Genomic DNA, 23,280 nt, shown 5'->3' on the forward strand with positions numbered 1-23,280 from the left:
CCGTTCAGAGGCCGTCCGGCGGCGTCCGGACACTGTCCGGAGGCGTCCGGCGACCGTTCGGGGAGCTGACGATGAGCGGGTACGAGTACGAGCACGACCACCAGCACGAGCACGAGCACCACCAGGAGCACGGCCCCGAGCACGCGGGGGACGACCGGCTCCGCGACGACAGGGCCCAGGACGGCGGTCCGGGTGCGGCGCGGCTCTTCGAGGCCGCGGCGGCCGGGCGCACCGACGTCGTGGGGGCGTCCGGGCTCGGGGCGCTCCAGCGGGCGGTGGGCAACGGGGCCGTGGGGGCGATGGTCCAGCGCAGCCGGAACGCGGCGGACGAGGACGCCGAGGGCGGGGCGGCCGGGGGCACGGCGGGCGGGGGCACGGCGGGCGGGGCCGGCGGGCGTTCGCCGGTCCACGACGTGCTGGCCTCGGGCGGCGGGCAGCCGCTCGACACGGCGATCCGCGGGGACATGGAGGCGCGGATGGGCGCCGACTTCTCCGACGTGCGGATCCACACCGACGCCGCCGCGGACGCCTCCGCCAAGGGCATCGGCGCGCATGCGTACACGGTCGGCAACGACGTCGTGTTCCAGCGGGACGCGTACGATCCCTCGTCTCCGCAGGGCCGGACGACGCTGGCGCACGAGCTGACCCATGTGATCCAGCAGCGCAGCGGGCCCGTCGAGGGGACGGAGGCGCCCGGCGGGATCCGGGTGAGCGACCCCTCGGACCGCTTCGAGCGGGAGGCCGTCTCCAACGCGGAACGGGTCATGGCCGAGCCACAGGCCGCCGCCGCTCCGGAGCCCGTGTCCACCGCCACCGCCACCGCTCCCGCTCCCGCGTCCGTCTCCCCGGCGGCCTCCGCCGCGCCCGCCGTGCAGCGGTCCGCCGAGGACGAGGACGAGCAACCCGCCGACGTCCAGGGGTCGTTCGTCCAGCGGGCGGCGGAGTCGGGCGCCGAGGAGGAGGAAGAGGCCCCGGCCGCCGGGTGATCCGGGTGATCCGGGTGAGCGGGACGGCCGAGGCCGCCCGGACGACACGGCCTCACTCGGACGGCGCGGCCCCACTCCGGCCAGGGGTTGTGCCGGTCGGTGCGGCTGCGACCGAGCAGGAAGGCGCGGGCGGCTTCGGCACCGTCGAGCTCGAAGCGCCGGCCCTTGGCGGCGCAGGCCGGGATGAGGCCCAGGACCGGTGTGATCCACCGGTTGGCGTCGGCCGCCCCTGTGGTGGCCCAGCGCGGCTCGAAGCCGAGCCGGAGCAGGATCCGTCCGCGCTCCGGGTCGAGCCGGACCCGCAGAGGTCGTCGGGACGAAAAGCCTCTGTCGTCCGGGTGGACGTCGTTCCGGGGGCCCTGTCCAAGGACGGGAACGGCATGGCGTCCCCAGCGCGTGCGCCGGCCAGGTGCTCCGGGTCCCCTGCGGCGGCGCGGATTCCCGGTGGCCCTCGTCCAGGTCTCCTGGACTACGGCCAGTCGCCCTCCGAGGATGCGGGGCGCCAGGGAATCAGCGGCTGTTCGTGCGGACGCCGGCTCGGTAGGAGGTCGGCGTCATCCCGCTGGCGGCGCGGAAGGCACGGGTGAAGTCCGAAGGCCGAAGGTAGCCCCAGCGCGCTCCGATCACGCTGACCGGCAGATGGGCCAGGGCGGGATCGGCGAGGTCACGACGGCAGCGAGACATCCGTTCACGGCGGATCGTGTCACTCACCGTGGCTTCGTGCATCCTGAAGACCCTGTGCAGGGTGCGCGTAGAGATGCTGTGGGCCGCAGCGATATTTCCCGGACCGAGGTCCGGGTCCTGCAAATTTTCGCCGATAAATCCGAGTATTCGACGGTACAGCAAAGCCATATGCGAATTCCCGGAGAGAGCGACATCCCGGTCCAGATGTCCAGCGATCGCCGTCGCGGCAAGGTCGATCACGGTGGAACCGAGCCGGAGCCGGTCGGCTTCGGTGAATTCATTTTCCGAGCCGGCTATCGCCCTCAACGTCTGCCCGAACACGTGGCTCATCCCACTCGACACGCTCAGCGCTTTTCCGCACAGAGGGGCAACTCTGCTGTCGGGAAGCGGGAGGATTTTCCTGGGAAATTGCAGAAGCAGTGAACTGGCGTACTCCCCATCGATCCCGGCGGCCGCCTCGAAGGGGCGAGAACTGTCATAGAGGACGAACTGTCCCGGTTCGAGAAGGGTGCTGTTCTCGCCCTGCTCGATCGCCTGCTTCCCCGAAGTGATCAGAGCGATTTGATAAAGCTCCGGATCCGACTGCTTTATCAACTTCGAGGAACGGTAGGACTGCAGGGGCGCGTACGATATCCGCGAAAGCTGAACCGCCCCCAGCTCCATGGCCGATATCCGCGCGTTGAAATGCTCGGGCTCCGGAAACCTGAAGCGCGTCGTCACCAGAGCCAGATCCGCAGTCTCCATCCATGCCGCAGTCCGCTCCTCGCGCGGCAGACTTCCCACATCCATGACTATTTCCATCATGATCCCCCCGGACTCATGGCCGCATCATCCTATGCTTTCGAACGGATACCGGCCACTTCGGAATCGGTCATCTTCAGGTGGCCGATTCCTCCGCACAACGCCACTCCTGACCGTGGATCCGGCACAGCATCACCCCGCCGTTCCCGGCCCGTCGAAGGGAGAGGCACCCGGTACGGGTTCTGAAGAACCGCCAAGACGTCATCTCGTTCGGTGGGTCCGCGGCAGCGGACGAGGATGCAGGCGATGCTGGTGAAGACGGGGAAGCGGTCGGCTTCACGTTCGTGGCGTCGGTGGAGTCGTCGGCCGCCGACGAGTCAGGACAGGATGTGCTCAATGGTCCGGCGGTAGCGGCTCTGCCGCTGCGAGGGTTCGATCCCTTTGCGGGCGATGCGGTGGATGAGGCCGCTTCCACGCAACCATCGCCGCAGGTGGGCCGGACCGGCCCATAGTGCGATGGCGGCAGGAACGTAGAGGAGAGGTCCCGGACGATCGAAATGGTGATCAGCGCACCCCGCCACAGCAGTTGCAGCGCCTCAGCGGCGGCCACCTCGCGCCGTGCACTCCACTCACGCGCTGCCGACGCCGGCCGCATACGTTCCGCTGAGCAATGCTCAGGGCCTGTGGAACGGGCTCGGGAGGGGTGCCTCGCGGAACGCGGAGGGCGTACCTTCCCGAGTGATCGACTTCTGGTCATCGAGTAGGCCCGCGATGCAGCGCGGGTCGGAAAGGCGCGCCCGTGCTGAGCGTAGTCAACGAGGACGTCACCACCCAGAGCGGTTCCCTGATAGACGACATCGCCCATGAGGGAGCCCGCCGGATGCTCGCCGGGGCCTTGGAAGCCGAGGTCAACCCTTACATAGCTGAGTTGGTGGGCGAGCGGGCCGAGGCAGGTCGCCGTCTGGTGGTCCGCAACGGCCGCCACCGCGAGCGGACGGTGACCATCGCCACCGGGCCGATTGCGTCGCCCTCGCCCGCAATGGCGCCCACTTCGAACGCGACGTCCTGGTCGAGCGTGAGCGGGAGGCTGCGGCATGAGTGAGTCCCAGGAACGCCCGCTGCTTTTCCTGGATGTCGACGGGCCTCTCCTGCCGTTCGGCGACGGCCCGCAGCGCGAGCCGTCAGGCACCGCGACGGATTCGCACCTGGCGCGGCTCGATCCGCACCTCGGGCCTCGCCTCGCGGCACTGCCGTGCGAGCTGGTTTGGGCCACCACCTGGGGGGATGCGGCGAACACCGACATCGCACCACTGCTCGGTCTGCCGCCCCTGCCGGTCGTGCACTGGCCGGAATCCTCCGACGCGCAGGAACGCGAGGACCAGTGGTTCGGGCTCCACTGGAAGACCCGAACCTTGGTGGCTTGGGCGGACGGCCGCCCGTTCGTCTGGGTCGACGACGAAATCACCGAGGCCGATCAAGATTGGGTGTCCACCCACCACCCCACCCCAGCCCTCCTCCGCCGCATCGCGTCGTCGCGCGGTCTCACGAACGAAGACTTCGCAGTCCTCGACCAATGGCTGCAGGCCACTTGAGACTCCCGCGGTGATCCACAGGAATTGGCAATTACTCTCTTCTTCACACGCAAAAGCTGCACGAGTAACTGGACAAGGAAGCCACCAGCGGCCCGTTGACGGCGCTCTACTTGACGCAATCAGGTTGTTGACGCAGCAGTCGCCCGCCGAGTAGCACCGCACAGGCAGCGACAGAAAGCAGGCTGCCGGCGAGGAAGGTACCGTGCACGCCGGCAAGCGGCAGTACGAGTGCCCCGAGTGCGGCGTCCGCCGCGATACCGGCGTTGCAGGCGCCGGAATTCGCTGCAAGCGCGATGTCCATGCGTCGCGGAGCGGAATGCAGCATCGCGTTCTGGGTCGCCATGAACACCGACCCGAGTGCACCACCCATCAGCACCAGGAACACCACCGCTGCCACTGGATCGGTGTCAACCGCGTACAGCCCGAGCATGCCCACCGCCGGAGTGGCCACGGCAGTGGTCAGCGCGGCATGCGGAAAGCGATCCAGCAGAGCCCCGATGATGCTCACCCCAGCCAGACACGCAACGCCGAAGACCATCAAGAGTGAACTGACTGTGCCTGGAGAAAATCCGCTAATTTCGCCCAGGAACTTCGCAATGTAGGTATATCCCGCGAAATCCCTGGTAGCGGACAAGGTTCCGGCCGCCAGCACAATCCCGAAGCGGCGGACATCGGGGCTGATGCCGTAGGCGGCGTGCTCTTCTTCTGGACGTGAGGTCGGGAGCAGGGCGGCGATCGTCACCAGGGAGATGATCCCCAGACCCGCCAGGATGGCCTCTGGCACCTGCCAGTCACGCTGCCGGCCCAACCAGGTGCCGCCCGGCACACCGAGCACGAGGGCGAGCGAACCGGCGACGGACAGCGCCCCGATCACACGCCCACGGACCGCGGGCGCGAACAGTCCCACCGCGACCGGCCTCATCACGGCCCAGAACAGCGCTTGAGCAAGCGCGGTCACCAGCCGCGCCACGAGAAACAGCCAATAGGAAGTGGCCAGCGCGGCAACGAGACCGGATAGGACCAGCGAGGCCAGGAGTCACGTGAGCACGTGACGTCGGGGCACTGCCCGCATGGCATGGGCGAGCGGCAGAGACGCGACGGCCACCGTCACGCCGTAGCCGGTGCCCAGAAGACCGACCCGCCGACACCGATACCCGCAGACTTTCGGAGAGGACTTCCAGAAGACCGATCGGCAGGTTCTCCGCCGTGTTGAAGGTGAGGACGGCCAGCATCAGAGCAACAAGCGCCGCCAGTCTGCGCCATGGAGCCGGTCGTGGCGCGACCGTGCGGTCCCTTCCTGGCCCCGCCCGTTGCACCGGCTCCGTGGCACCGCCCATGGAGATACTGAACTTGATTGGGTGTTGTCTGGCATGTTCGCCTGACGGCGGCCGGTCCGCTCCGGTAGCCCTGGACCGTGAGATACGCACAGGGCGGCGGGTTGACCGACGCTGGGCGGGCCGCGAGGGAGCGGGTCCGGCTGCAGGCCGTGGAACGCTTTGATGGCGGGCAGAAGAACAGGGAGATCGCTGCCGCTCTGCGGGTCAGTGAGCGGTCGGTGGAGCGGTGGCGCCGCCAGTGGCGCGAGCGCGGCGAAGCGGGGGTCCTGTCGAAGGGATCGCCGGGGCGGCCGAGACTCAGCGAGGCACAGGTCGCGAGGCTGGAACGGGAGCTGGACCGCGGGCCGCTGGTCCACGGCTGGGCCCGATCAGCGATGGACACTGGCACGGATCAAGACGCTGATCGGCCGGCTGTTCCACATGGGCTACACGGTGGAGGGAACATGGCTGTTGCTGAAGCGGCACGGTTGGTCCTGGCAGCAGCCCGGCGGGCGATCGAGCGCGACGACGCGGCGGTCGAGGCGTGGAAGAAGGAGACCTGGCCACGGGTAAGAGCAGCGCGGCGGCGTGTGCCGACTGGATCGTCTTCGAGGAGAAGCCGGCCAGTCGATGACGCCGCCGCGCGCGGAAAGCTGGGGACGCAAGGGCTCAACGCCAGTGGTCCGCGTCCGTGGCCGAGCCGCTGCGCGTGTTCATCACCGACCACGCGGACTGGCGCACTGTCTTCCAACTTCCGAGTCACTCACCGGAGCTGAACCCGCAAGAGGGCATCTGGTCGCTGGTCAAGCGTGGCATCGGCAACCTCGTCGCCGCCGACTTGGGCCAGATCACCCGGGCCGTGAAGCGCAGACTCAAGCAGATCCAGTTCCGCCCGGACCCAGTCGACAGCTGTCTCACCCGCACCGGCCTGATCATGGACGGCTGACCGGCATTCAGTCGCTGCACGCCACCGAAAAGCCATGGCAGGGGCCCCTTCCCCGTCGTAGGGTCAGCCGGCATGGCCGGTAGTCATCACGACAAGCACGTCTTTCCCCAACTCAAAACCAGCGTCTCCGGATTGACGCTGTGTGCACTCGATGCCGAGCAAGCCGACGAATATTACGCGCTCATCGACCGAAATCGCGAACACCTCACCCAGCACGGCGACTACCGGGCGTTGGCCGCATCGGACTACAAGACGGCACGTGCCGAGCTGCTCGACGAGCCCAGCCCGTCCCTTCGCTGCGGCGTCCTCCTTCACAGCGCCCTCATCGGCCGCGTTGACCTTGTGGCCGTCGACCCACCCAAGTACGGCTTCGGATACTGGCTCGACCACGAGGCAACGGGCCATGGGTACGCCACTGCAGCCTGCCGTGCGCTGATCAAGTACGGAGCCACCATGTTGGACACCACCGACGTGTTCGCGGGCGTCACCCACGGAAACGGAAAGAGTGACGCCGTACTGACCCGGCTCGGCTTCAAGGTCGCCGAGGTCTTCGAGACCTACACCCGATACCACCTGACCCTCGTCGCCTCACCCTGCACATATCCCGCGTAACGGTGCGATCGGACCGAACCGGCAACCGTTAGGTGGACGGGCCCGGCACCACCCGATCAACTTCAGTGGCTCGGCGGCAAGCAGCGGTCGAGCGAGACCCTCACGGGCGTCCGCCCCTACAACCCTGCTACCGGCAGCTTCCTCTCCGTCGACCCCGTCCACGGTGGAAACGCCAACGCCTACGACTACGTCCACGCGGACCCGCTGAACCGCTGAACCGCTACGACCTCGACGGCAAGTGGGGCTGGTTCAAGAAGAAGTTGAATGCGGTCAAGAAGAAGACGCGCGGTTTTCGGCAGGGCATGCTGCGGGTCGCCACGAACAAGTGGGTGAATCGCTGCGCAATGTGGTGCCCGGGCCATCTGGGTGCCGTGGCGAACGCCTTCCAAGGCGTTGCCTACGCGGCAAACGGTCAATGGCGCAACGCCGCAGGATCCGCTTTCGCCGCCGGAACGTCCTACGCGGGAGGCCGACACCTCCGGTCGATCACCAGGACACGCACCTACAAGTCGTTCGGCCGACGGGGACGGGGCTTCCTCCGGCACAACGTTTCCTATCATTACGCACTGGCTGGAAACATAGGGGCCGCACGCATCAACGGTGGCCATCGGAGCCGGTACGGAGGACTGTGGTGAGTTTCTGGATCATCACGGCAGTGGTGGGAGCCGCAGCACTGCCCCAACTGCTGCGCAAGCACCTGCCGGGCCGAAGGGTCCGCCGGGGGCTTGCTCCACTCGTGGCGGCTTCCGTCGCGGTGAGCCTTTTTCGTGACCCGCAGGCGTGGGGCCCTGCCCTCTTCGCCTGCGTGCTGAGCATCGGCTTCCTCCTGGAAGGCGGACGCCACCGCGTGATGGACGACTACGAGTACCGGATCGAACATGGAATGCCACCGCTGATGAAAAGGGGCGATCCCTACACCCGCGGCCTCTTCGACTCGGTATGGCTGATTCGCTACCGTCTCGGAATGCGTAGGCATCCGATCCCCGAGGAGCAGCCTCCGGCGTGACCCGGCTCTTCGTTCCGGATCCCCACGGGGAGCGCTTTTCGTGAAAGACCGAATGGCTGCCGCCGGCGATACGACCGTGCGGCAGCCGTTCGGCCGGTCCAGCAGATGCGGACTACGGTCGGCCCCGTGACACAGGTCCTCACAGCCGGGACCGTGAACCGTTCGACTCCGCCCCGTGCCGCCGAGTGGTCGCTCGTCGTCGCGGCCACGCGACGGGTGGCCATCCCCTCGGGGAGGGGACCGTCTCTCACGTGGTGATCTTGGCGAGCTTCTCGCAGCAGGTCATGGCTGCAGCAAGGCCGAGGAGGGCGAGAAACCGTCCGTCCTTTCGTTCACGCCGGGCGGTCGGGCTGCGGTATCCGAAGGGTCACGGGATCGACCTTTCGCTCTTCGACCGGTGTCTCTCGGGACGTCGGGAGGGCTCCACGCCCGGCCGGGTCCGTCACGAGACCGCGGCATCAGAACGGATGACCAGGAGCCCCCGCGCCCTCGACATTGGCCACCATCCTGCGCAGCACCTTGAGCGCGGCCACGTACTCCTCGTCGCTGATGCCCTGGTGGACCACGGCGCGTACCTCGGTCGCCAGCTCGCGGAGCCGTACTCTGGCGGCTTCTCCGGAACCCGTGAGGTGCAGACGCTGCCCGTCGCCGATCCGGAGCCATTCGCGGTGGAGCAACTGGTCGACGGCCCTGGCGATCTCGTGCGGCCCGTCGGCGAGGTGCGTCAACTGCGCGACGACCTCCTCACGGGTCGGTGCCTCGGGGCCGCCGTTCACGCGGTTGAGCACCCAGTACTGGGGCTGCGTGACGTCGACCCTGGCCATGGCGTCACGCAGGTGCCGGGTGACGGCCGTGTGGGTCAGCCCGCACCAGTACCCGACCGGCTGGGTGGCCAGCATGTCATCGGTCGCGGCCGGGTTCGCCGGCGCCTGGTCGGTGGTGGTTCCGGTCAGCGATTCCATGATCGCGACGCTACATTCCCCCACCGGCGCACCGAACCATCGGAATGCGCCGTTCACTGCGACTCGTCCTGGACGGGCGTCAAAACCGCCGGCCACCGCCACTCCCGGGACCGCCGCAGCCTCGTGTGCCGCCCAGCCCGAACTCCTGGAAGACCGGCCCCAGCAGCGGGAAGACGCCGGGAAACCCCGGAGCCCGGGGCGCCCACGCGCCGGCATTCCGGCCGGCCGCAGGAGCCACCGCCTCGCCCTGGGCGCCGTCGGATTCTGGCGCTCGGCGCCAAGGTGTTGGCGCCGAGCGCCAACCTCGTCGGCCGTCGTGGTGTGCACGATGTGTCCAGCCTCCGCCGGAGGACAAGTGAGAAGGGAAAACTGACGTGACGGACAAGGCGACAGGGCCTGCTCTCGGAACCGGCCTGCGCAAGAAGGTCGCGGTGCTCGCCGCGGCGGCGGGGATCTTCACCGGACTCGCGCTCTCCGGCGCCCCGGCTTCCGCCACCCCGAGCCAGGGAGTCATCACGGGTGCCGACATCCCGTGGGACGACTGGGCCGACGAGGGCCCGATCTCCGCGACGAGCTACGCCACCAGCAACGTGACCGCGATGTGGCAGCAGATCCTGTGGGCGGACGGCTTCCTGGCCTGGTCCGACATCGACTGCCAGTTCGGCGCCACGACCACGGCCGCCACCAAGAAGTGGCAGACCAAGTACGGGGTCGCCGGGGGCGCGGACGGAATCGTCGGCCAGAACACGCTGAACCGCGCCGCGCTGCACCTGAGCGGGGCGGAGGGCACGGGCAACCGCATCGTCTACAACGGCCGCTACGACGGCCGCAAGATCAACATGACCAGGACCGACGACGGCCGCTGGGGCATGTGGATCAGCAGCGACATCCGGCCGCTCTGGTACAACGCCGCCACCTTCAACGTGTGTCCCTGATTCGGTGACACCCTGTGTTCTGGGGCGACCCTTCTGGATCGCTTCCAGAACACAGGGATCGGGCACGGCGAGGACCGGCTGCCGATCACGCGAAGCTCCGGCACCTCTCCGGCGGCAGTCACGCAGGATCTTCCAGGTCTTCATCCGGTCGAAGGCGTGCTCGACGCGGGCACGAACCTGCCGATGGGGCCTGTTGTGCGCCTGTTTCCCCTCCGGACCGTTCGTCCGGGCCAGGACGGCCGACGAGATCCCCGACGAAGCCGCCGCCTACCGCCGACCGGTCTCCGACCCGGATCACCGGGCCCTGTCGGGTGGAGCGTCGAATCGGTCACGGCAGCCGTAAGCCGGGGCCTTCGTCGCGGGGTGAGCCCTTTCGGAGGTCGGGGCGGTGTTCACCGGCGGCCGGGACCGGCCCGGGCGCCTCACCGGCGGCCGGGACCGGCCCGGGCCCGTGCCGTCCGCACCCCGCCGCCGGCCGTTCTCCAGGGATCATGACTCCTTGGCCTTGAGCAGTGTCAGGGTGATCGGCCCGTCCACGTCCGGCTGCAGGTACACCTCCTTCGAACTCACCGTCCAGAGCTGGATGTCGCTCATCCCGACGGGGTCGGGTTCCAGGTACACGAAGTTCGAGGGCGTGGGATCCCAGGTGCCACCGAAGTCGTCGAGGAGAGCGTTCTCCCCGGCGATCCCCACATCGTCCCGGGAGAAGCCGACGGCGGAGAACCGGCCGTCCGTGTCCAAGCGGATCTCCGCACCCGTGCCGTCGTTCCGGTACACCCCGGGCAGGCGGTCCGGATCGACATGAACCGGACCCATACCCGTGCACCCCGCCACGAGAATCGTCATCAGCGCGACCAGCACAGCGACGAAGCCGCTCCTCCCCGTCTCCCGTACGGTCTTGATGTCGATCTGCGTGCCCATCGCTTCTCCCCCCGGACCAGGCAGCCGGCTTGCCGCCCCACCACCCATTTGAACACGCTCAAAAAATTGGTGTGCAACTGGCCTCCGGCAAGGCTTCGTGGGGTTGAGCGGCGCTGGTCCCTCCTCGTTCCGGCCGGGGGAGGTGGCCGATCGTGTTCCTGCGGCCGGCGGGCGCGACCGTCGGTCGATGAGGACGAAGATCTGCCGGAAAGATTCCGACTCGCGACGCTAGGACGTTCTCTCCGGTCGCAGCGCGGCCCGGGCCGGGAGGGAGGTCGAGACCAGGGCGAGGAGCAGCGCGGCGGCGGCGAAGGAGCCGACGAGGAGCGGCGGCAGGTGGGGTCCCTCGCCCGTGAGGCCCCGGACCATGGGCACGAGGGTGGCGCCCGCGATCACCGCGCCCAGGACGGTTCCGGAGACGCCGACCACCAGGCCCTCCCAGCGGATCATGCGCAGGACCTGGCGACGGGTCGTGCCGATGAGCCGGAGGGTGCGGAGCTCGTGGCGGCGGGCGAGGACGGTCATCACCAGGGTGTTGGCGGCGGCGACGGCCGCGAACCCGCCCAGGACGGCGGCCATGGTGGTGTTGGCCCAGGCGTTGACCTCGCGGTCACGGCTCTGCGCGGCGGCCCGGCCCGCGGCGTCGGTGACCGTGCCGAGCGCCGCGAGGCGGTCCGGCGTACCGCCGCGGACCAGGAGCTCGTCGGCGTACGGGACGGTGCGGTGGCCCGCCAGGTCGGCGGCGGGCAGGGTGACCTCAGCGAGGCCGAGGCCGCGCCCGTAGGTGGCGACGACGCGGGGCGAGGCGGCGCGGCCGTCGGGAAGCCGCAGGTGGAGGCGTTCGCCGGGGCCGACGCCCACGGCGTCGGCGAGGTTGGCGTCGACGGCGACCGTGCCGGGGCGCAGGCCGTCGAGGGAGCCGGTGCGCACGTCGAGGTCGAGCACGGGGCGGGGGTCGGCGGAGACCGCCAGGGCGGTGGCGCTCCGGAAGCCCGTGTCGCGGTCGGGGAGCAGGACGCCGGTGTGCTGGACGGCCACGGCGGCGGTGACGCCGGGGAGGCGGGCGGCGCGGGCGGCGGCGTCGACGGGCAGTCCGGCCGGTGCGGTCACGACGTGGTCGGCGACGACGCCGGCCCGCTGCTGGTGCTCGGTGGCGCGGTCGGTGCTGGCGTGCAGCAGGACGAGGGTGGAGGCGAAGGACGTCGCGAGCACGAGGGGGGTGAGCGCGGAGGCGAGCCGGCGGGCGTGGGTACGGGAGTTGGCGGCGGCCAGGTGTCCCGGGGCGCCGGCGGCGCGGAGCGGCAGGCCGAGGACGGCGGCGCCGGCCCGGGCGACCAGCGGGCCGAGGAGCGCCACCGCCAGCATGAAGAGCATGACGACGCCGAGGGCGGCGTGGGCGGCGTCCTCGCCGGAACCGGCGGCGGCGACCCCGGCGAGCGTGGCGCCGCCCGCGGCGGCGGCCAGGCCGAGGACGGCGCGGACCGGGCCGATCGCGCGCCGCTCGGTCTGGGCCTCGGCGAGGGCGCTGCCGGGTGCGACGCGGGAGGGGCGGCGGGCGGCGGCGAGCCCCGCGCCCAGGGCCGTCAGGGCGACGACGAGGACGGCGGCGGCGTACGGCAGGGGCCCGGTGTCGAGCCGTACGCCCTGCGGAACCGCGCCCTTGTCCCGGAGCTGTCCGAACCACCAGCTCGCGAGGGCGAACCCGGGCAGGCAGCCGAGGGCGTCGGCGAGCGGGGCGAGCAGCAGGGTCTCGGTCGCGAGGGAGCGGCGCAGCTGGCGCGGGGTGGCGCCGATGGCCCGCAGCAGGGCGAACTCGCGGGAGCGCTGGCCCACGGAGAGCGCGACGGTGCCGGCCGCGGTGAACACGGCGACCAGGGTGGCGATGCCTCCGAGGGAGCCGCCGAGCGCGACCAGGAGCTCCTTGGCGGCCGGGAGCGCGGCGCCCTCGGCGAGACTGCGGTCGTCGCCGGTGTGCACCTCGGCCTTGCCGCCGAGGGCGCGGGCGACCTCGGCGGCGAGCGTGCCGGGGTCGGTGCCGGGAGCGGGCAGGACGGCGATGGCGTCGACGGTGCGGGAGTGGCCGGAGAGGGCGAGGGCCTGGGCGTCGGTGAACCAGGCGCCGGGCGTGCCGGTGGTTCCGGAGACGGTGAAGCTCCGCCGGCCGAGGGGGGTGTCGAGGGTGACGCGCTCCCCCACGCGCGCGTGGCCGCCGCCGAGCACGACCCCGCCGGGTCCCGGGGCGGTGCCGGAGGCGAGCCGGGTGCCGGTGAAGGCGGTGGAGCCCCAGCCGGAGGCGGTGAGCGGGGTGCCGGCGGCGTCGCGTACCGGGTAGCTGACGTCGCCGACGGCACGGGCGGCGCCCGGGGCGCGGGCGGCGTCGTGGACGAGGGAGGCGTCGAGGCGGGCCCGGTCGGGCAGGGCGGCGGAGAGGGTCTCGCGTTCCGGTCCCCGTCCGACGGTGGCGTGCGCCTGCTGGTCGGCCGCGGCGACGACGGGTGCTCCGGCGTAACGGCCGGGCGGCACGGACGCGGTGAGGCCGGTCTGGAGCAGCAGCCCGCACGCGGAGACGACGGCGGCGGCGAGCAGCAGCGCGACGAAGGTGCCGACGAAGGAGGAGGGCTTGAAACGGACGGCCGCGCGGGCGAGACCGTTGGGGCGGAGCGGCATCAGGCGGCCGCCCCGGCCCCGGCAGCGGCCGTGGCCGTCGTCGTGGAGGTGAGGTCCTTCATCAGGGCGGCGATCCGGGCCGGAGCGGACCGGGGCAGGCGGTCGGCGAGGGCACCGTCCGCGAGGAAGAGGACCTGGTCGGCATAGGCGGCGGCGACCGGGTCGTGGGTGACCATGACGACGGTCGCGCCGAGCCGGTCCACGGCGTCACGGAGCAGGGCGAGGACCTCGGCGGCGGTGGTGGTGTCGAGGGCGCCGGTGGGCTCGTCGCCGAAGATCACGTCCGGCCGGGTGACGAGGGCGCGGGCGAGGGCGACCCGCTGCTGCTGGCCGCCGGAGAGCTCGGAGGGCCGCCGGGCGCCCTTGTCGGCGAGGCCGACCTGTCCGAGGACCTCGGCGGCGCGGTCCCGGTCGGGGCGCCGGCCGGCGAGCCGCAGCGGGAGCAGCACGTTCTGCTCGACGGTGAGCGAGGGCAGCAGGTTGAACGCCTGGAAGACGAAGCCGAGGCGGCTGCGGCGCAGCCGGGTGAGCTCGTTCTCGCCGAGGCCGGTGATCTCGGTGCCGCCGAGCCGGACCGAGCCGGCGGTGGGGCGGTCGAGTCCGGCGGCGCACTGCAGGAAGGTCGACTTGCCGGAGCCGGAGGGTCCCATGACGGCGGTGAAGCTGCCGTGCGGGAGGCTCAGGTCGATGCCGCGCAGGGCGTGCACCGCGCGGTCCCCCTTGCCGTAACGGCGCCGTACTCCGGCGAGTTCGACGGCTGCCGTCGAGGGGGCGGCTTCCCGTGCCATGGGTCCTCCGTACGTTCGGGTCGGTCCTGTCGAACGTACGGATCGGGGCAGGTGGGGCACCATGGCGGCGGCCGGTGGATCGAGGGTGGGGTTGTCCCCACCCCCGATCCACCGGCCGGTCCGGTCCGGAGCGGAGCGGTCCGGGCCGTTTTCTCCGGACCGGGCCCGTCCGGTCCGGTCCAGAGGAAACGGCCCGGGCCGGAGCGCGGGGACGTACGGTTTCGGCCATCCGCGGGCAGGCCACGGTTCTCCGGTTCAGGGCTTGACGGACTGCATCGTGCCGCCGAGGAGGAGGGATTCGGCGCACCGGCCGGGGGCCGGGGCGCCGACCGGGCGGCCGACCTTGCGGCAGGTGACGGTCATGGTCACCCGGCCGCCGGCGGGCACCACGATCGGGGTGACGAAGTGGTAGTCGGAGTCCCGGAAGTTCTCCAGGGCCAGGGTCAGGAAGCGGGAGCCCTCGCCGGTCGTGACGACCACCGATCCGGCGTCGCCCTGCGGGTTCTGGACCACGATGTCGGTGAGCCGGAACGCCTTACCGGACGGCACCGTCAGTGCCGTACCGCTGCTCGGTCCGCCGCCGACCGCATCCCTGACCTGCACCTGGGCACTGGTGGGCACGTCGGGCGGGAGCGGCTTGGCACTCGGCTTCGGCTTGGCGCTCGGTTTGGGCTTGGGCCTGGGCGTCGGGGTGGCCTTGGCGGTGGGGGCCACGCCGGGGGCGGTGGTCGGGGCGGGGGCCGCCGAGGGGCCGCCGGAGCCGCCGTTCGGGCCGCCCGTGCCGTCGGTGCCGGTGGTCGCGGAGGCGATGACCTCGGGCGTGATGGCCTCGCGGGCCGCGGACTTCACGGCCGGCCGGAGCAGCCCGTACCAGAAGCCCGCCAGGATCAGGGCGAGGACGCAGACGAGGGCGAGGGCCCGGGGCAGCCAGCGCGGCAGGACGGCTTCCTGCTGGTAGGAGCCGTCGAGCACGACCGGCGGCGCGGCCGGTTCCTCGCTCTCGGGGGCGGGCGGCGTGACGACGGCCTGGAAGGTGTGGACGACCGGGGTGCCGCGCCACAGGTGCTTGCCGGGCTTGACGCGCAGTTCCGCGAAGGCCGCCCGGCCGGGTTCGACGGTCAGCTCGGACCGGTCGAAGGAGACCCGGGCCCGCTCGGTGCCGGAGCGGGCGGTGAGCCCGACGGTGAGCGGGGTGTTGCCACGGTTGTCGACGGCGATCTTGTGGGCGCCGCGCCGCACTCCGTGCGAGCCCCGGGGCACCAGTTCGGCGGTGACCTCGGTGAACGGCGCGACCGTCACCCTGCCTTCGGGGACGACGGGTTCGGCGTGGTCGCTGGTGGGGACCACGCGCACCCCGAAGGGGGTCTCGCCCGCGGGGACGGACGGGTCGCGGGGCGGGCGGAAGACGACGGAGACGCTCTCCACGTCGCCGGGGTAGAGGGAGAGGGTCGCCGGTTCCACCGTCGTCCAGGCGGCGCAGGCGCCGGCCACCTCGAAGCGGTACTCCTCCACGGTGGAGCCGGAGTTGCGCACCTGAAGAGGGAGGCTCGTCTCTTCGCCCGGTACGGCGGTGGCGGACGATGCGTCGAGGCTTGCCGTAAGACTCATGGGCGCACCGTAGGGTCCGGGCTCCTCCACGACATCGTCAGGGAAGGAACACTTTCGGGCAGATTCAGTGCCCGAAGCAACGATCCAGTTTTCATGACGGTCAGTCAGGGCATCTCCAGTCCGCCGAACTACCAGAGAGACTGGCGTTGTTGACGATGCCGGTGGTGTTCAGGGGCTCCCTGCAGACGGTTTCCGCGGGCCCTCGCCTCCCCTCGTCGACCGCCGAACTCCGATCGTCCGGGGGGAGCCCGATCATGGAACGTACGGCTGTCGCACTGCGCGCGCAGGACCCGATCTCGCAGGCGGGGGTGACGAGTCAGTTACGGACCCGTCCCGAGATCACGGTGACGGAATGGAGCGAGACCGCGGACCCCGCGCCCGAGGTCGTCGTGCTCGTGGTCGACACGGTCGACGAGGACGTGCTGCGGCTGCTGCGGCACATCAACCGCACCAGCACGGCCCGCCCCGTCCTCGTCACCACCGACATCGACGAACAGAAGCTGGTGAGCGCGGCGGAGTGCGGGGTCGCCGGGGTGATCCGGCGTGCGGAGGCGACCCCCGAGCACCTGGTGCACGTCATCGGCACGGTCGCGAAGGGCGCCGGACACCTCCCCTCCGACCTGGTGGGGCGCCTCCTGGAGGAGGTCGGCCGGCTCCAGGGGCAGGTCCTCGGCCCGCGCGGACTGCACTTCACCGGCCTCGCGGCGCGCGAGGTCGACGTGCTGCGCCTGGTCGCGGAGGGCTACGACACGGCGGACATCGCCGCGAAGCTCTCGTACTCCGAACGCACCATCAAGAACGTCCTGCACGCCGTCATCACCCGGCTGCAACTGCGCAACCGGTCGCACGCGGTGGCCTACGCGATGCGACAGGGGCTGATCTGAGAACGATCCGAGGCCCTCCGCCCTTGCCCTCGCCGTCGCTCCGCCCTCGCCTTCACTTCGCCCTCGCCTTCACTCCGTCCTTTTCTTCGCTTCGCCCTTGTCTTCACTTCGCCCCTGTCTTCACTTCGCCCCTGTCTTCACTTTGCCCTTGGGGGCACGAATCCCTTCCCCCAAGGGTGACTTGGCGCCCGAAGACAGCGGCGGGCCGGTGCGGCATCCTCGGCCCGTCGAGCGACGTGAGGCCGAGGGGGTTGTGCCGTGCGCTGGTTCCAGTCGTCCTGGCGTACGGAGCCGCCGGCGCCCCGGCGTCCCGGCCGCCGTACGTCCGCCCGGGCCTCGCTCGCCCTGCTGCTGCTCGCCGCCGGGGCCGTACCGGCGTCGACGTCCGCGTCGGCGCGACCGATCCCCGACGAGGGCCCGGTGACCCCGGCGAGCGTGTCGCAGGCGCTGGACCCCGGCGCGTCGATCGCCGTCGACAAGCAGGTCCTGACGCCGGTGGTGCCGCCGATGCCGGAGGTGGTGCTGCTGGTGGACGGGACGCGGAGCATGGAGCAGGTCATCGACAACGTACGGGGCGGGCTGCGGAGCATCATCGAGAAGGTGCGGTCCAGTCAGCCCGACGCCAGGTTCGCGGTGGCGACCTTCGGCGACCAACAGGTCGACCCCGGCGCCGGGTTCGACGTGACGGCCGGACTGACGCAGGACTACGACCAGATAGAGACGGGCGTCGGGAAGCTCGGCATCGGGCGCGGCAACGGCAGCATGGGCCCCTCCGAGGACTGGATCAACGGCCTCTGGCAGATCGCAGACGGCGCGGGCGGCCGGACCGTCTTCCGGGAGAACTCCAGCCCGGTGGTCGTCCTCGTCAGCGACGCCTCCAGTCACAACCCGAGCAACGGACACAGCATCGAGGACACGATCTTCGCCCTCCAGGACAAGAACGCCCGGGTCCTCGGCATCGACGTGGACACGAGCATCGGCGACGGCCTGGACGGCACCGGATACGCGGGCAATCCGAGCCAGATCGAGAACCCGCGGACCACTCCCGGCCAGGCCACCCGCATCATCGAGGCCACCGGTGGCCGCAAGCTGAGCGGCATCGACCCCGACCGGGTGGCCGAGGCCATCGTGGAGGGCCTCGGCAATCTGCCCACCCGGGTCGGCCACCGCCCGGAGTCCTGCGACCCCGGGCTGACCGTGACCCTCGACCCGCCCGTGCGGGACGTCGTCAGCGGCGAGACCGCCGCCTTCGCCGAGACGATCGCGGTCGCACCGGACGCGCCGCAGGGCGCGACGCTCACGTGCACCGTGGAGTTCCTGCTCGGCACCCGGTCCCCGGACGCCGCGACGATCACGGCGGCCGCCGCGGCCGATCCGGCGTACGTGCAGCAGATCTCGATCACCGTCAACGACGTGACCGCGCCCGTGGTGACCGTCGACGACCGCACCTCCCGCGCGACCGGCTCCGACGGCACCCGGATCGACTTCGCGGCGACCGCCGTGGACGCCGAGGACGGCCCGCTGCCGGTGACCTGCGTTCCGGCCTCCGGCTCCGTCTTCCCCGTCGGCACCACCACCGTCACCTGCACGGCCACCGACGGGGCGGGCAACACCGCGACGGACACGGCCGCCTTCCGCGTCCTGCCGCTCATGCGGCCGCCCGGCGGCGGAACGCCGCCTCCGCCGCCCCCGCCCTCCCTCGCGGACGTCGCCGTCGCCGTCTCCCTCTCCCCCGAACGCGCCTACGCGGGACGGGCGGTGGTGGCCCGCTACACGCTCACCAACGCCGGCCCCGACGCGGCGGAGCACGTCGCCGTCGACACGGCCTGGCCCGCCGGAGCGGGGCGCGCCCTCTCCCGTACCGACCGGTGCACGGCCGCCGCGCCCTGCTCGATCCCGCCCGGCGGCCGGGTGGTGGTCACCCAGACCGCCACCTACGCGGAGGCGGCGGCGGGCACGGTCCGGGCGACCGTGCGCGACCGCCTCCCCGACCCGGAGCCCGGCGACAACACGGCGACGGCGGCGCTGCGGGTGCTCCAGCCTCGCCTGGAGGTCACGCCGCGGGTCGTCAGGCCGGGCGAGCCGGTGACCGTGCGGGGCACGGACTTCCCGCCGGGCGAGCGGGTGCGGCTCGTGTGGTCCGCCGGTCTGACCGCCGACGCGCCCCCGCTGACGGCGGACCGCGACGGCCGCTTCGAGACGCAGGTGCTGGTGCTGCGCAAGGACCGGACGGGGCCGCGGCTCCTGCGCGCGGAGGCCGTCCGCCTCGAACGCCTGGAGCAGCCCGTGCTGGTCGTCCGACACTCCCTGCAACCGCCGGACTTCGCGGGTCGGGGGTGACGGGGCTCCGATGATCCACGAGGTCGACGACGTGCTGCGCTCCCTCATCCGGGCCGAGGTCCTGGAGGGCGGGCAGGTGGCGGTGGTCTTCGACGCGCCCACGCGCGAGTGGGCGGCGAAGGTCAACGCACCCATGGTGAACCTGTACTTGTACGACATCCGCGAGGACATGCGGCGGCGCGAACGCGGCCTGCACAACGAGTACGACGAGCGCGGCGTGGTCGTCGCCCGCCGCCGCCCGCCGCGCTACTTCAAGCTGTCGTACCTGATCACCGCCTGGACCAAGCGCCCCGAGGACGAACACCGTCTGCTCTCCTCCCTGTTGGCGTGCCTGCTGCGGTACGAGGCGTTGCCGCCGGCGCGGCTCACCGGCACGCTCGCGGAGATCGGCGCGGCCGTCCCCCTGTCGATCGCGCTGCCGCCGCCGGAGGACCGCTCGTTCGCGGACGTGTGGAGCGCGCTGGGCGGCGAACTGAAGCCGTCGCTGGACCTGGTGGTGAGCGTCCCGGTGACGGCGTCGCCGCGCTACCCGGCGGGCCCGCCGGTCGGCGACGAGGGCCTGGAGGTCCGCTTCGGCGACGGGCCCACCCGATGACGGCCGAACTGCTTTCCCGCGCGCGGGAGATGGAGCTGCGGATCCGCCGGGCCGTGGAGGCCCGGCGGGAGGTGGACCCGAACCCGGACGACGCGTTCCGGGGGCTGTACCTGACGGAGGAGACGGTGGAGCGCCTGCTGGAGGCCCCGCGCGCCTTCCCGCCGCCGGAACCGTCGGCGCCGGTGTCCTCCGCGTCCCGGCTGGGGAGGCTGGCGGGGGACTTCGGCCTGTCCGCCCTGGACGTGGACATCCTGCTGATCGCGCTGCTGCCGGACCTGGACGACCGCTTCGAGGCGTTCTACGGCTACCTCAACGACGACGTGACCCGGCGCAGGCCCTCGGCCGGCCTGGCCCTCGGCCTGTGCGGCATGCCGCACGCGGACCGCGAGGCGCGGGCGCGCCTCGGCGAACAGGCCCCCCTGCGGGCCGGCGGCCTCCTCCTCGTCGAGGACCGCGACCGCCCCTTCCTGGGCCGCGCGCTGCGCGTCCCCGACCGGGTGACGGCGTACCTCCTGGGCGACGACACCCCGGACCCGCGCCTCGCCGACGTACGCGCCCCCCGGGAGGCGATCCGGGGCGCGGGAGACCCGGCCCCCCTGGCCCGCTTCCTGTCGGGCCCCGCCGCCCTGGTGTACCTCCAGGAGGACCAGGGCGGTGCCGGTACGGCCCTGGCCGCGTCGTCCCTGGAAGCGGCGGGCCGCGCCGTCCTCGCCGTCGACCTGGCCCGCCTCGCCGAGGACCCGGCTCCCGCCGAGGCCGTCCGCTGCCTCCTCCGCGAAGCCCGCCTGACCAGCGCCGGCCTGGTCTGCGCCCCCCTGGACGCCGTGGCCCGCGAGCGCCCCGGCCTCCTCCGCGCGGTGACGGACCTGCCGCTCCCGGTCCTCCTGGTGGGCCGCCTGCCCTGGGACGCGTCCTGGTCGACGGCCCCGCCCCTGCTGGTCCGCGCGCCGAGGGTGACCCCGGAGACGAGAGCGGCCCTGTGGCGCGAGAGCGCGGGCGAGGACGTCCCTCTCCCCCTGGAGGACCTCCTCTCCCCCTTCCTCCTCACTCCGGAGCAGATCGTCCGCTCGGCGAAGGCCGCGATCCAGAAGGCCCGCCTGGACGCGAAGCCCGTCGACGCCGACCACGTACGCCAGGGCGCCCGCGCCCAGAACGCCGCCGGCCTCGACCGCCTCGCCCGCCGCATCGAACCCACCGTCGGCTGGCACGACCTCGTCCTCCCCCCGGACACCGAGACCCAGCTCCGCGAACTCACCTCCCGGGCCCGCCACCGCGACCACGTCCTCGGCACCTGGTCCATGCGCCCAGGCGGCGGCCGAGGCCGAGGCGTGGCCGCCCTCTTCGCCGGCGACTCGGGCACGGGCAAGACGATGTCGGCGGAGGTCATCGCGGCGGACCTGGGCCTCGACCTCTACACGGTCGACCTGGCGACGGTCATAGACAAATACGTGGGCGAGACGGAAAAGAACCTCGAACGCATCTTCACCGAAGCGGCAGGCGTCAACGGCGTCCTCCTCTTCGACGAGGCGGACGCCGTCTTCGGCAAACGCTCGGACGTGAAGGACGCCCACGACCGCTACGCCAACGTGGAGTCCGCGTACCTCCTCCAGCGCATGGAGTCCTTCGACGGCCTCGCCATCCTGGCGACGAACCTGAGGGCCAACCTGGACGACGCCTTCACCCGCCGTCTGGACCTCGTCATCGACTTCCCCGTCCCCGACGCCCCCCAACGCCTCCTCCTCTGGGACCGCACTCTGGGCCCCCAACTCCCCCGCGCCACCGACCTCGACCTCCCCTTCTGCGCGGAAGCCTTCGAACTGTCAGGCGGAAACATCCGCTCGATCGCGGTGACGGCGGCGTACCTGGCGGCGGAGGCGGGCGGGCCCCTGACGATGCGGATGCTGATCCACGCGATCCAGCGGGAGTACCAGAAACTGGGCCGATTGACCCTGCCCTCAGAGTTTGGAAGTTATTCCGTCTTCCTAAATTAAGGGCCTACCGATCATCAAGGTGTTGCTTTCAGGGCTGGGGCTCGTTGGTGTCGTATGCGCATCCCGGACGAGATTCGTGATCAACTTGCCGTGAAGTTCGCGGTGTTGTTCCCACACCTGGACGAACGACAGCGGCGGCTGCTGATGGCCGCGGAGGCCCGAGGGCTGGGCCATGGCGGCATTCGAGCCGTGGCCCGGGCGGCCGGGGCGAGCGGGACAACGGTTCGCAAGGGCATGTCCGACCTGGAGGCGGGCCAGTTCCTGACCGGGCGGGTGCGGCAGCCCGGCGGTGGACGCAAACGCGTCACGGAGCTCGACCCTGGACTGCGGGGTGCCCTGCTGAGCCTGGTCGAGCCGGACGAACGTGGTGATCCGATGTCGCCGTTGCGGTGGACGACGAAGTCGACCCGCACGCCGGCGGCCGAGCTGACCCGTCAGGGTCACCGGGTCGGTGCGGACACCGTCGCCGGTCTGCTGCGGCAGGAGGGGTTCCGGCTGCAGGCCAACGCCAAGACACTCGAGGGCAGCCAGCATGCCAACCGGGATGCCCAGTTCCGCTACATCAACGAGCAGGCACGTGATCACAGGGATGCCGGCCAGCCGGTGATCAGCGTGGACACCAAGAAGAAAAAGCTGGTCGGCGACTTCCACAACCATGGCCGTTCCTGGCGGCCCACAGGCGATCCGGTGCCGGTCCGCGTCCATGACTTCGCCGTTCCACAGCTGGGCAAGGCCATCCCTTACGGCATCTACGACCTGGCGGCCAACACCGGCTGGGTCAATGTCGGCACCGACCACGACACCGCCGCGTTCGCGGTGGAGTCGATCCGCCGCTGGTAGCACGACCAGGGCCGGACCGACTACCCGCACACTTCCCGACTACTGATCACCGCCGATGCGGGCGGGCCCAACGGCTACCGCACCCGGGCCTGGAAACTCCACCTCGCCCGTCTGGCCGCGGAAACCGGGCTGGTCATCACGGTCTGCCACCTGCCGCCGGGCACGTCGAAGTGGAACAAGATCGAGCACCGGCTCTTCTCCCACATCACCTGTCCACAACCTCCCGGGACAGAACAACTAGCGCGGCCGCCCGCTGACCAGCCACGAAGTCATCCTCGAGTCGATCGCCGCGACCACCACCCGCACCGGACTGCGGGTGAAGGCCGAACTGGACATCAACACCTACCCATCGGCGTCGGTGTCGGCGACGCGGAGATGGCGGCCCTGCCTCTGACCCGGCACACCTTCCACGGCGAATGGAATTACACCCTGCACCCCCAGCCGAGCCCGGCCGCCCCGGCAGCCCGCAACGGCCGGCCACCGACACCACCGTGGAGCCCAGCCATCCTGTCCGACCCCGAACTGACCGGCCTGACTCCACACCAGTTGCAGCACCTCATCCACACCCTGACGCCGGCAGGAGACACCCGGCGCGGACGCCCGCCCCGCCCCACCTTCGCCGACCAGGTCCTGGCCACCGTGCTCCACCTGCGCGTCAACCTGGCCACGGAACCTCTTGCCGTTCTGTTCAACAGCAGCCGTACTGCCATGCACCGCACCCTGCTGAAGACCAGGAAACTGCTTGAAGCACAGGGCGTCACCATCTCGCCGGCCATCACCCCACCGACCGCCCTGACAGCCCTCCGAGCCCGAGTGGCCGCCCAAAGCAGCAGCCCCAACACCAAGATCAAAGCGGCAGGTTAATG

At 71.3% G+C, this 23,280-nt stretch carries 14 protein-coding genes and 7 pseudogenes; 13 read left to right on the forward strand and 8 right to left on the reverse strand.

The genetic code is table 11. From position 1 onward, the window contains the following. Window positions 1-71: 71 nt before the first annotated feature. Window positions 72-986, forward strand: a complete 915-nt coding sequence (locus tag IE326_RS34900) for an eCIS core domain-containing protein (RefSeq protein ID WP_190044440.1) — start codon at window positions 72-74, stop codon at window positions 984-986. A 510-nt stretch (window positions 987-1,496) separates the two neighbouring features. Here IE326_RS34900 and IE326_RS34905 read toward each other — a convergent pair. Continuing rightward, complete coding sequence (locus tag IE326_RS34905; protein WP_229915809.1) at window positions 1,497-2,459, reverse strand: AraC-like ligand-binding domain-containing protein; 963 nt, start codon at window positions 2,457-2,459, stop codon at window positions 1,497-1,499. Window positions 2,460-3,210: 751 nt separating this feature from the next. On the opposite strand from IE326_RS34905, the pseudogene IE326_RS34910 reads away from it, so the two are divergent. Both IE326_RS34910 and IE326_RS34915 read left to right on the forward strand, forming a co-directional pair. Continuing rightward, window positions 3,211-3,447, forward strand: a pseudogene (locus IE326_RS34910) (IS256 family transposase); the annotation flags it as partial. A gap of 58 nt (window positions 3,448-3,505) precedes the next feature. After that, window positions 3,506-4,003 carry an HAD domain-containing protein gene (locus tag IE326_RS34915; protein WP_150233561.1) on the forward strand — a complete coding sequence of 166 codons (498 nt, stop codon included), beginning with the start codon at window positions 3,506-3,508 and terminating at the stop codon, window positions 4,001-4,003. Between the two features lie 106 nt (window positions 4,004-4,109). Here the strand turns inward: IE326_RS34915 and IE326_RS34920 are convergent. Further along, window positions 4,110-5,235 (reverse strand): annotated as a pseudogene (locus IE326_RS34920) (MFS transporter). A 182-nt stretch (window positions 5,236-5,417) separates the two neighbouring features. On the opposite strand from IE326_RS34920, the pseudogene IE326_RS42065 reads away from it, so the two are divergent. From IE326_RS42065 to IE326_RS34945, 4 genes and pseudogenes are all read left to right on the forward strand, one after another. Continuing rightward, window positions 5,418-6,265 (forward strand): annotated as a pseudogene (locus IE326_RS42065) (winged helix-turn-helix domain-containing protein). A gap of 72 nt (window positions 6,266-6,337) precedes the next feature. After that, on the forward strand, window positions 6,338-6,877 hold the full coding sequence (locus IE326_RS34935) for a GNAT family N-acetyltransferase (RefSeq protein ID WP_150233563.1): 540 nt from the start codon (window positions 6,338-6,340) through the stop codon (window positions 6,875-6,877). A gap of 108 nt (window positions 6,878-6,985) precedes the next feature. Continuing rightward, window positions 6,986-7,093, forward strand: a pseudogene (locus IE326_RS41965) (RHS repeat-associated core domain-containing protein); the annotation flags it as partial. Window positions 7,094-7,508: 415 nt separating this feature from the next. Next, complete coding sequence (locus tag IE326_RS34945; RefSeq protein WP_190044442.1) at window positions 7,509-7,883, forward strand: hypothetical protein; 375 nt, start codon at window positions 7,509-7,511, stop codon at window positions 7,881-7,883. A gap of 458 nt (window positions 7,884-8,341) precedes the next feature. On the opposite strand, the gene IE326_RS34950 is transcribed toward IE326_RS34945, so the two are convergent. Beyond that, entirely contained in the window at window positions 8,342-8,845 is a 504-nt protein-coding gene (locus IE326_RS34950) for a MarR family winged helix-turn-helix transcriptional regulator (RefSeq protein WP_190044443.1), read from the reverse strand. Window positions 8,846-9,219: 374 nt separating this feature from the next. Between IE326_RS34950 and IE326_RS34955 the strand changes: the two genes are divergently transcribed. Then, window positions 9,220-9,780, forward strand: coding sequence for a peptidoglycan-binding domain-containing protein (locus tag IE326_RS34955; protein WP_150233569.1), 561 nt, complete (start codon window positions 9,220-9,222; stop codon window positions 9,778-9,780). A 96-nt stretch (window positions 9,781-9,876) separates the two neighbouring features. Here the strand turns inward: IE326_RS34955 and IE326_RS34960 are convergent. The 5 genes and pseudogenes from IE326_RS34960 to IE326_RS34980 all read right to left on the reverse strand — a co-directional run. Then, window positions 9,877-9,987: pseudogene (locus IE326_RS34960) on the reverse strand (IS5/IS1182 family transposase); the annotation flags it as partial. 282 nt (window positions 9,988-10,269) lie between these two features. Beyond that, complete coding sequence (locus IE326_RS34965; protein ID WP_190044444.1) at window positions 10,270-10,701, reverse strand: hypothetical protein; 432 nt, start codon at window positions 10,699-10,701, stop codon at window positions 10,270-10,272. A gap of 228 nt (window positions 10,702-10,929) precedes the next feature. Next, window positions 10,930-13,368, reverse strand: coding sequence for an FtsX-like permease family protein (locus IE326_RS34970; RefSeq protein WP_190044445.1), 2,439 nt, complete (start codon window positions 13,366-13,368; stop codon window positions 10,930-10,932). Further along, the gene (locus tag IE326_RS34975) at window positions 13,368-14,156 is read right to left on the reverse strand and encodes an ABC transporter ATP-binding protein (RefSeq protein ID WP_190044446.1); all 789 of its coding nucleotides are present in this window, start codon (window positions 14,154-14,156) and stop codon (window positions 13,368-13,370) included. Before IE326_RS34975 ends, IE326_RS34970 begins: the two co-directional genes overlap by 1 nt. A gap of 255 nt (window positions 14,157-14,411) precedes the next feature. Further along, the gene (locus IE326_RS34980; protein ID WP_190044447.1) at window positions 14,412-15,764 is read right to left on the reverse strand and encodes a COG1470 family protein; all 1,353 of its coding nucleotides are present in this window, start codon (window positions 15,762-15,764) and stop codon (window positions 14,412-14,414) included. Window positions 15,765-16,018: 254 nt separating this feature from the next. On the opposite strand from IE326_RS34980, the gene IE326_RS34985 reads away from it, so the two are divergent. The 5 genes and pseudogenes from IE326_RS34985 to IE326_RS35005 all read left to right on the forward strand — a co-directional run bounded on the left by IE326_RS34985 (window position 16,019) and on the right by IE326_RS35005 (window position 23,278). Then, window positions 16,019-16,648 carry a helix-turn-helix transcriptional regulator gene (locus IE326_RS34985; protein WP_030758266.1) on the forward strand — a complete coding sequence of 210 codons (630 nt, stop codon included), beginning with the start codon at window positions 16,019-16,021 and terminating at the stop codon, window positions 16,646-16,648. Window positions 16,649-16,906: 258 nt separating this feature from the next. Further along, window positions 16,907-18,988 (forward strand): HYR domain-containing protein, encoded by a 2,082-nt coding sequence (locus tag IE326_RS41770; RefSeq protein WP_190044448.1) that lies wholly within the window; start codon window positions 16,907-16,909, stop codon window positions 18,986-18,988. Between the two features lie 10 nt (window positions 18,989-18,998). Then, window positions 18,999-19,574: pseudogene (locus tag IE326_RS34995) on the forward strand (Pvc16 family protein); the annotation flags it as partial. Window positions 19,575-19,579: 5 nt separating this feature from the next. After that, window positions 19,580-21,574, forward strand: a complete 1,995-nt coding sequence (locus IE326_RS35000; protein ID WP_190044449.1) for an ATP-binding protein — start codon at window positions 19,580-19,582, stop codon at window positions 21,572-21,574. Between the two features lie 54 nt (window positions 21,575-21,628). Continuing rightward, window positions 21,629-23,278 (forward strand): annotated as a pseudogene (locus tag IE326_RS35005) (ISAzo13 family transposase). Window positions 23,279-23,280: the final 2 nt, after the last annotated feature.

The sequence above is a fragment of the Streptomyces filamentosus genome (genome assembly GCF_014654895.1).
Lineage (GTDB): Bacteria > Actinomycetota > Actinomycetes > Streptomycetales > Streptomycetaceae > Streptomyces > Streptomyces filamentosus.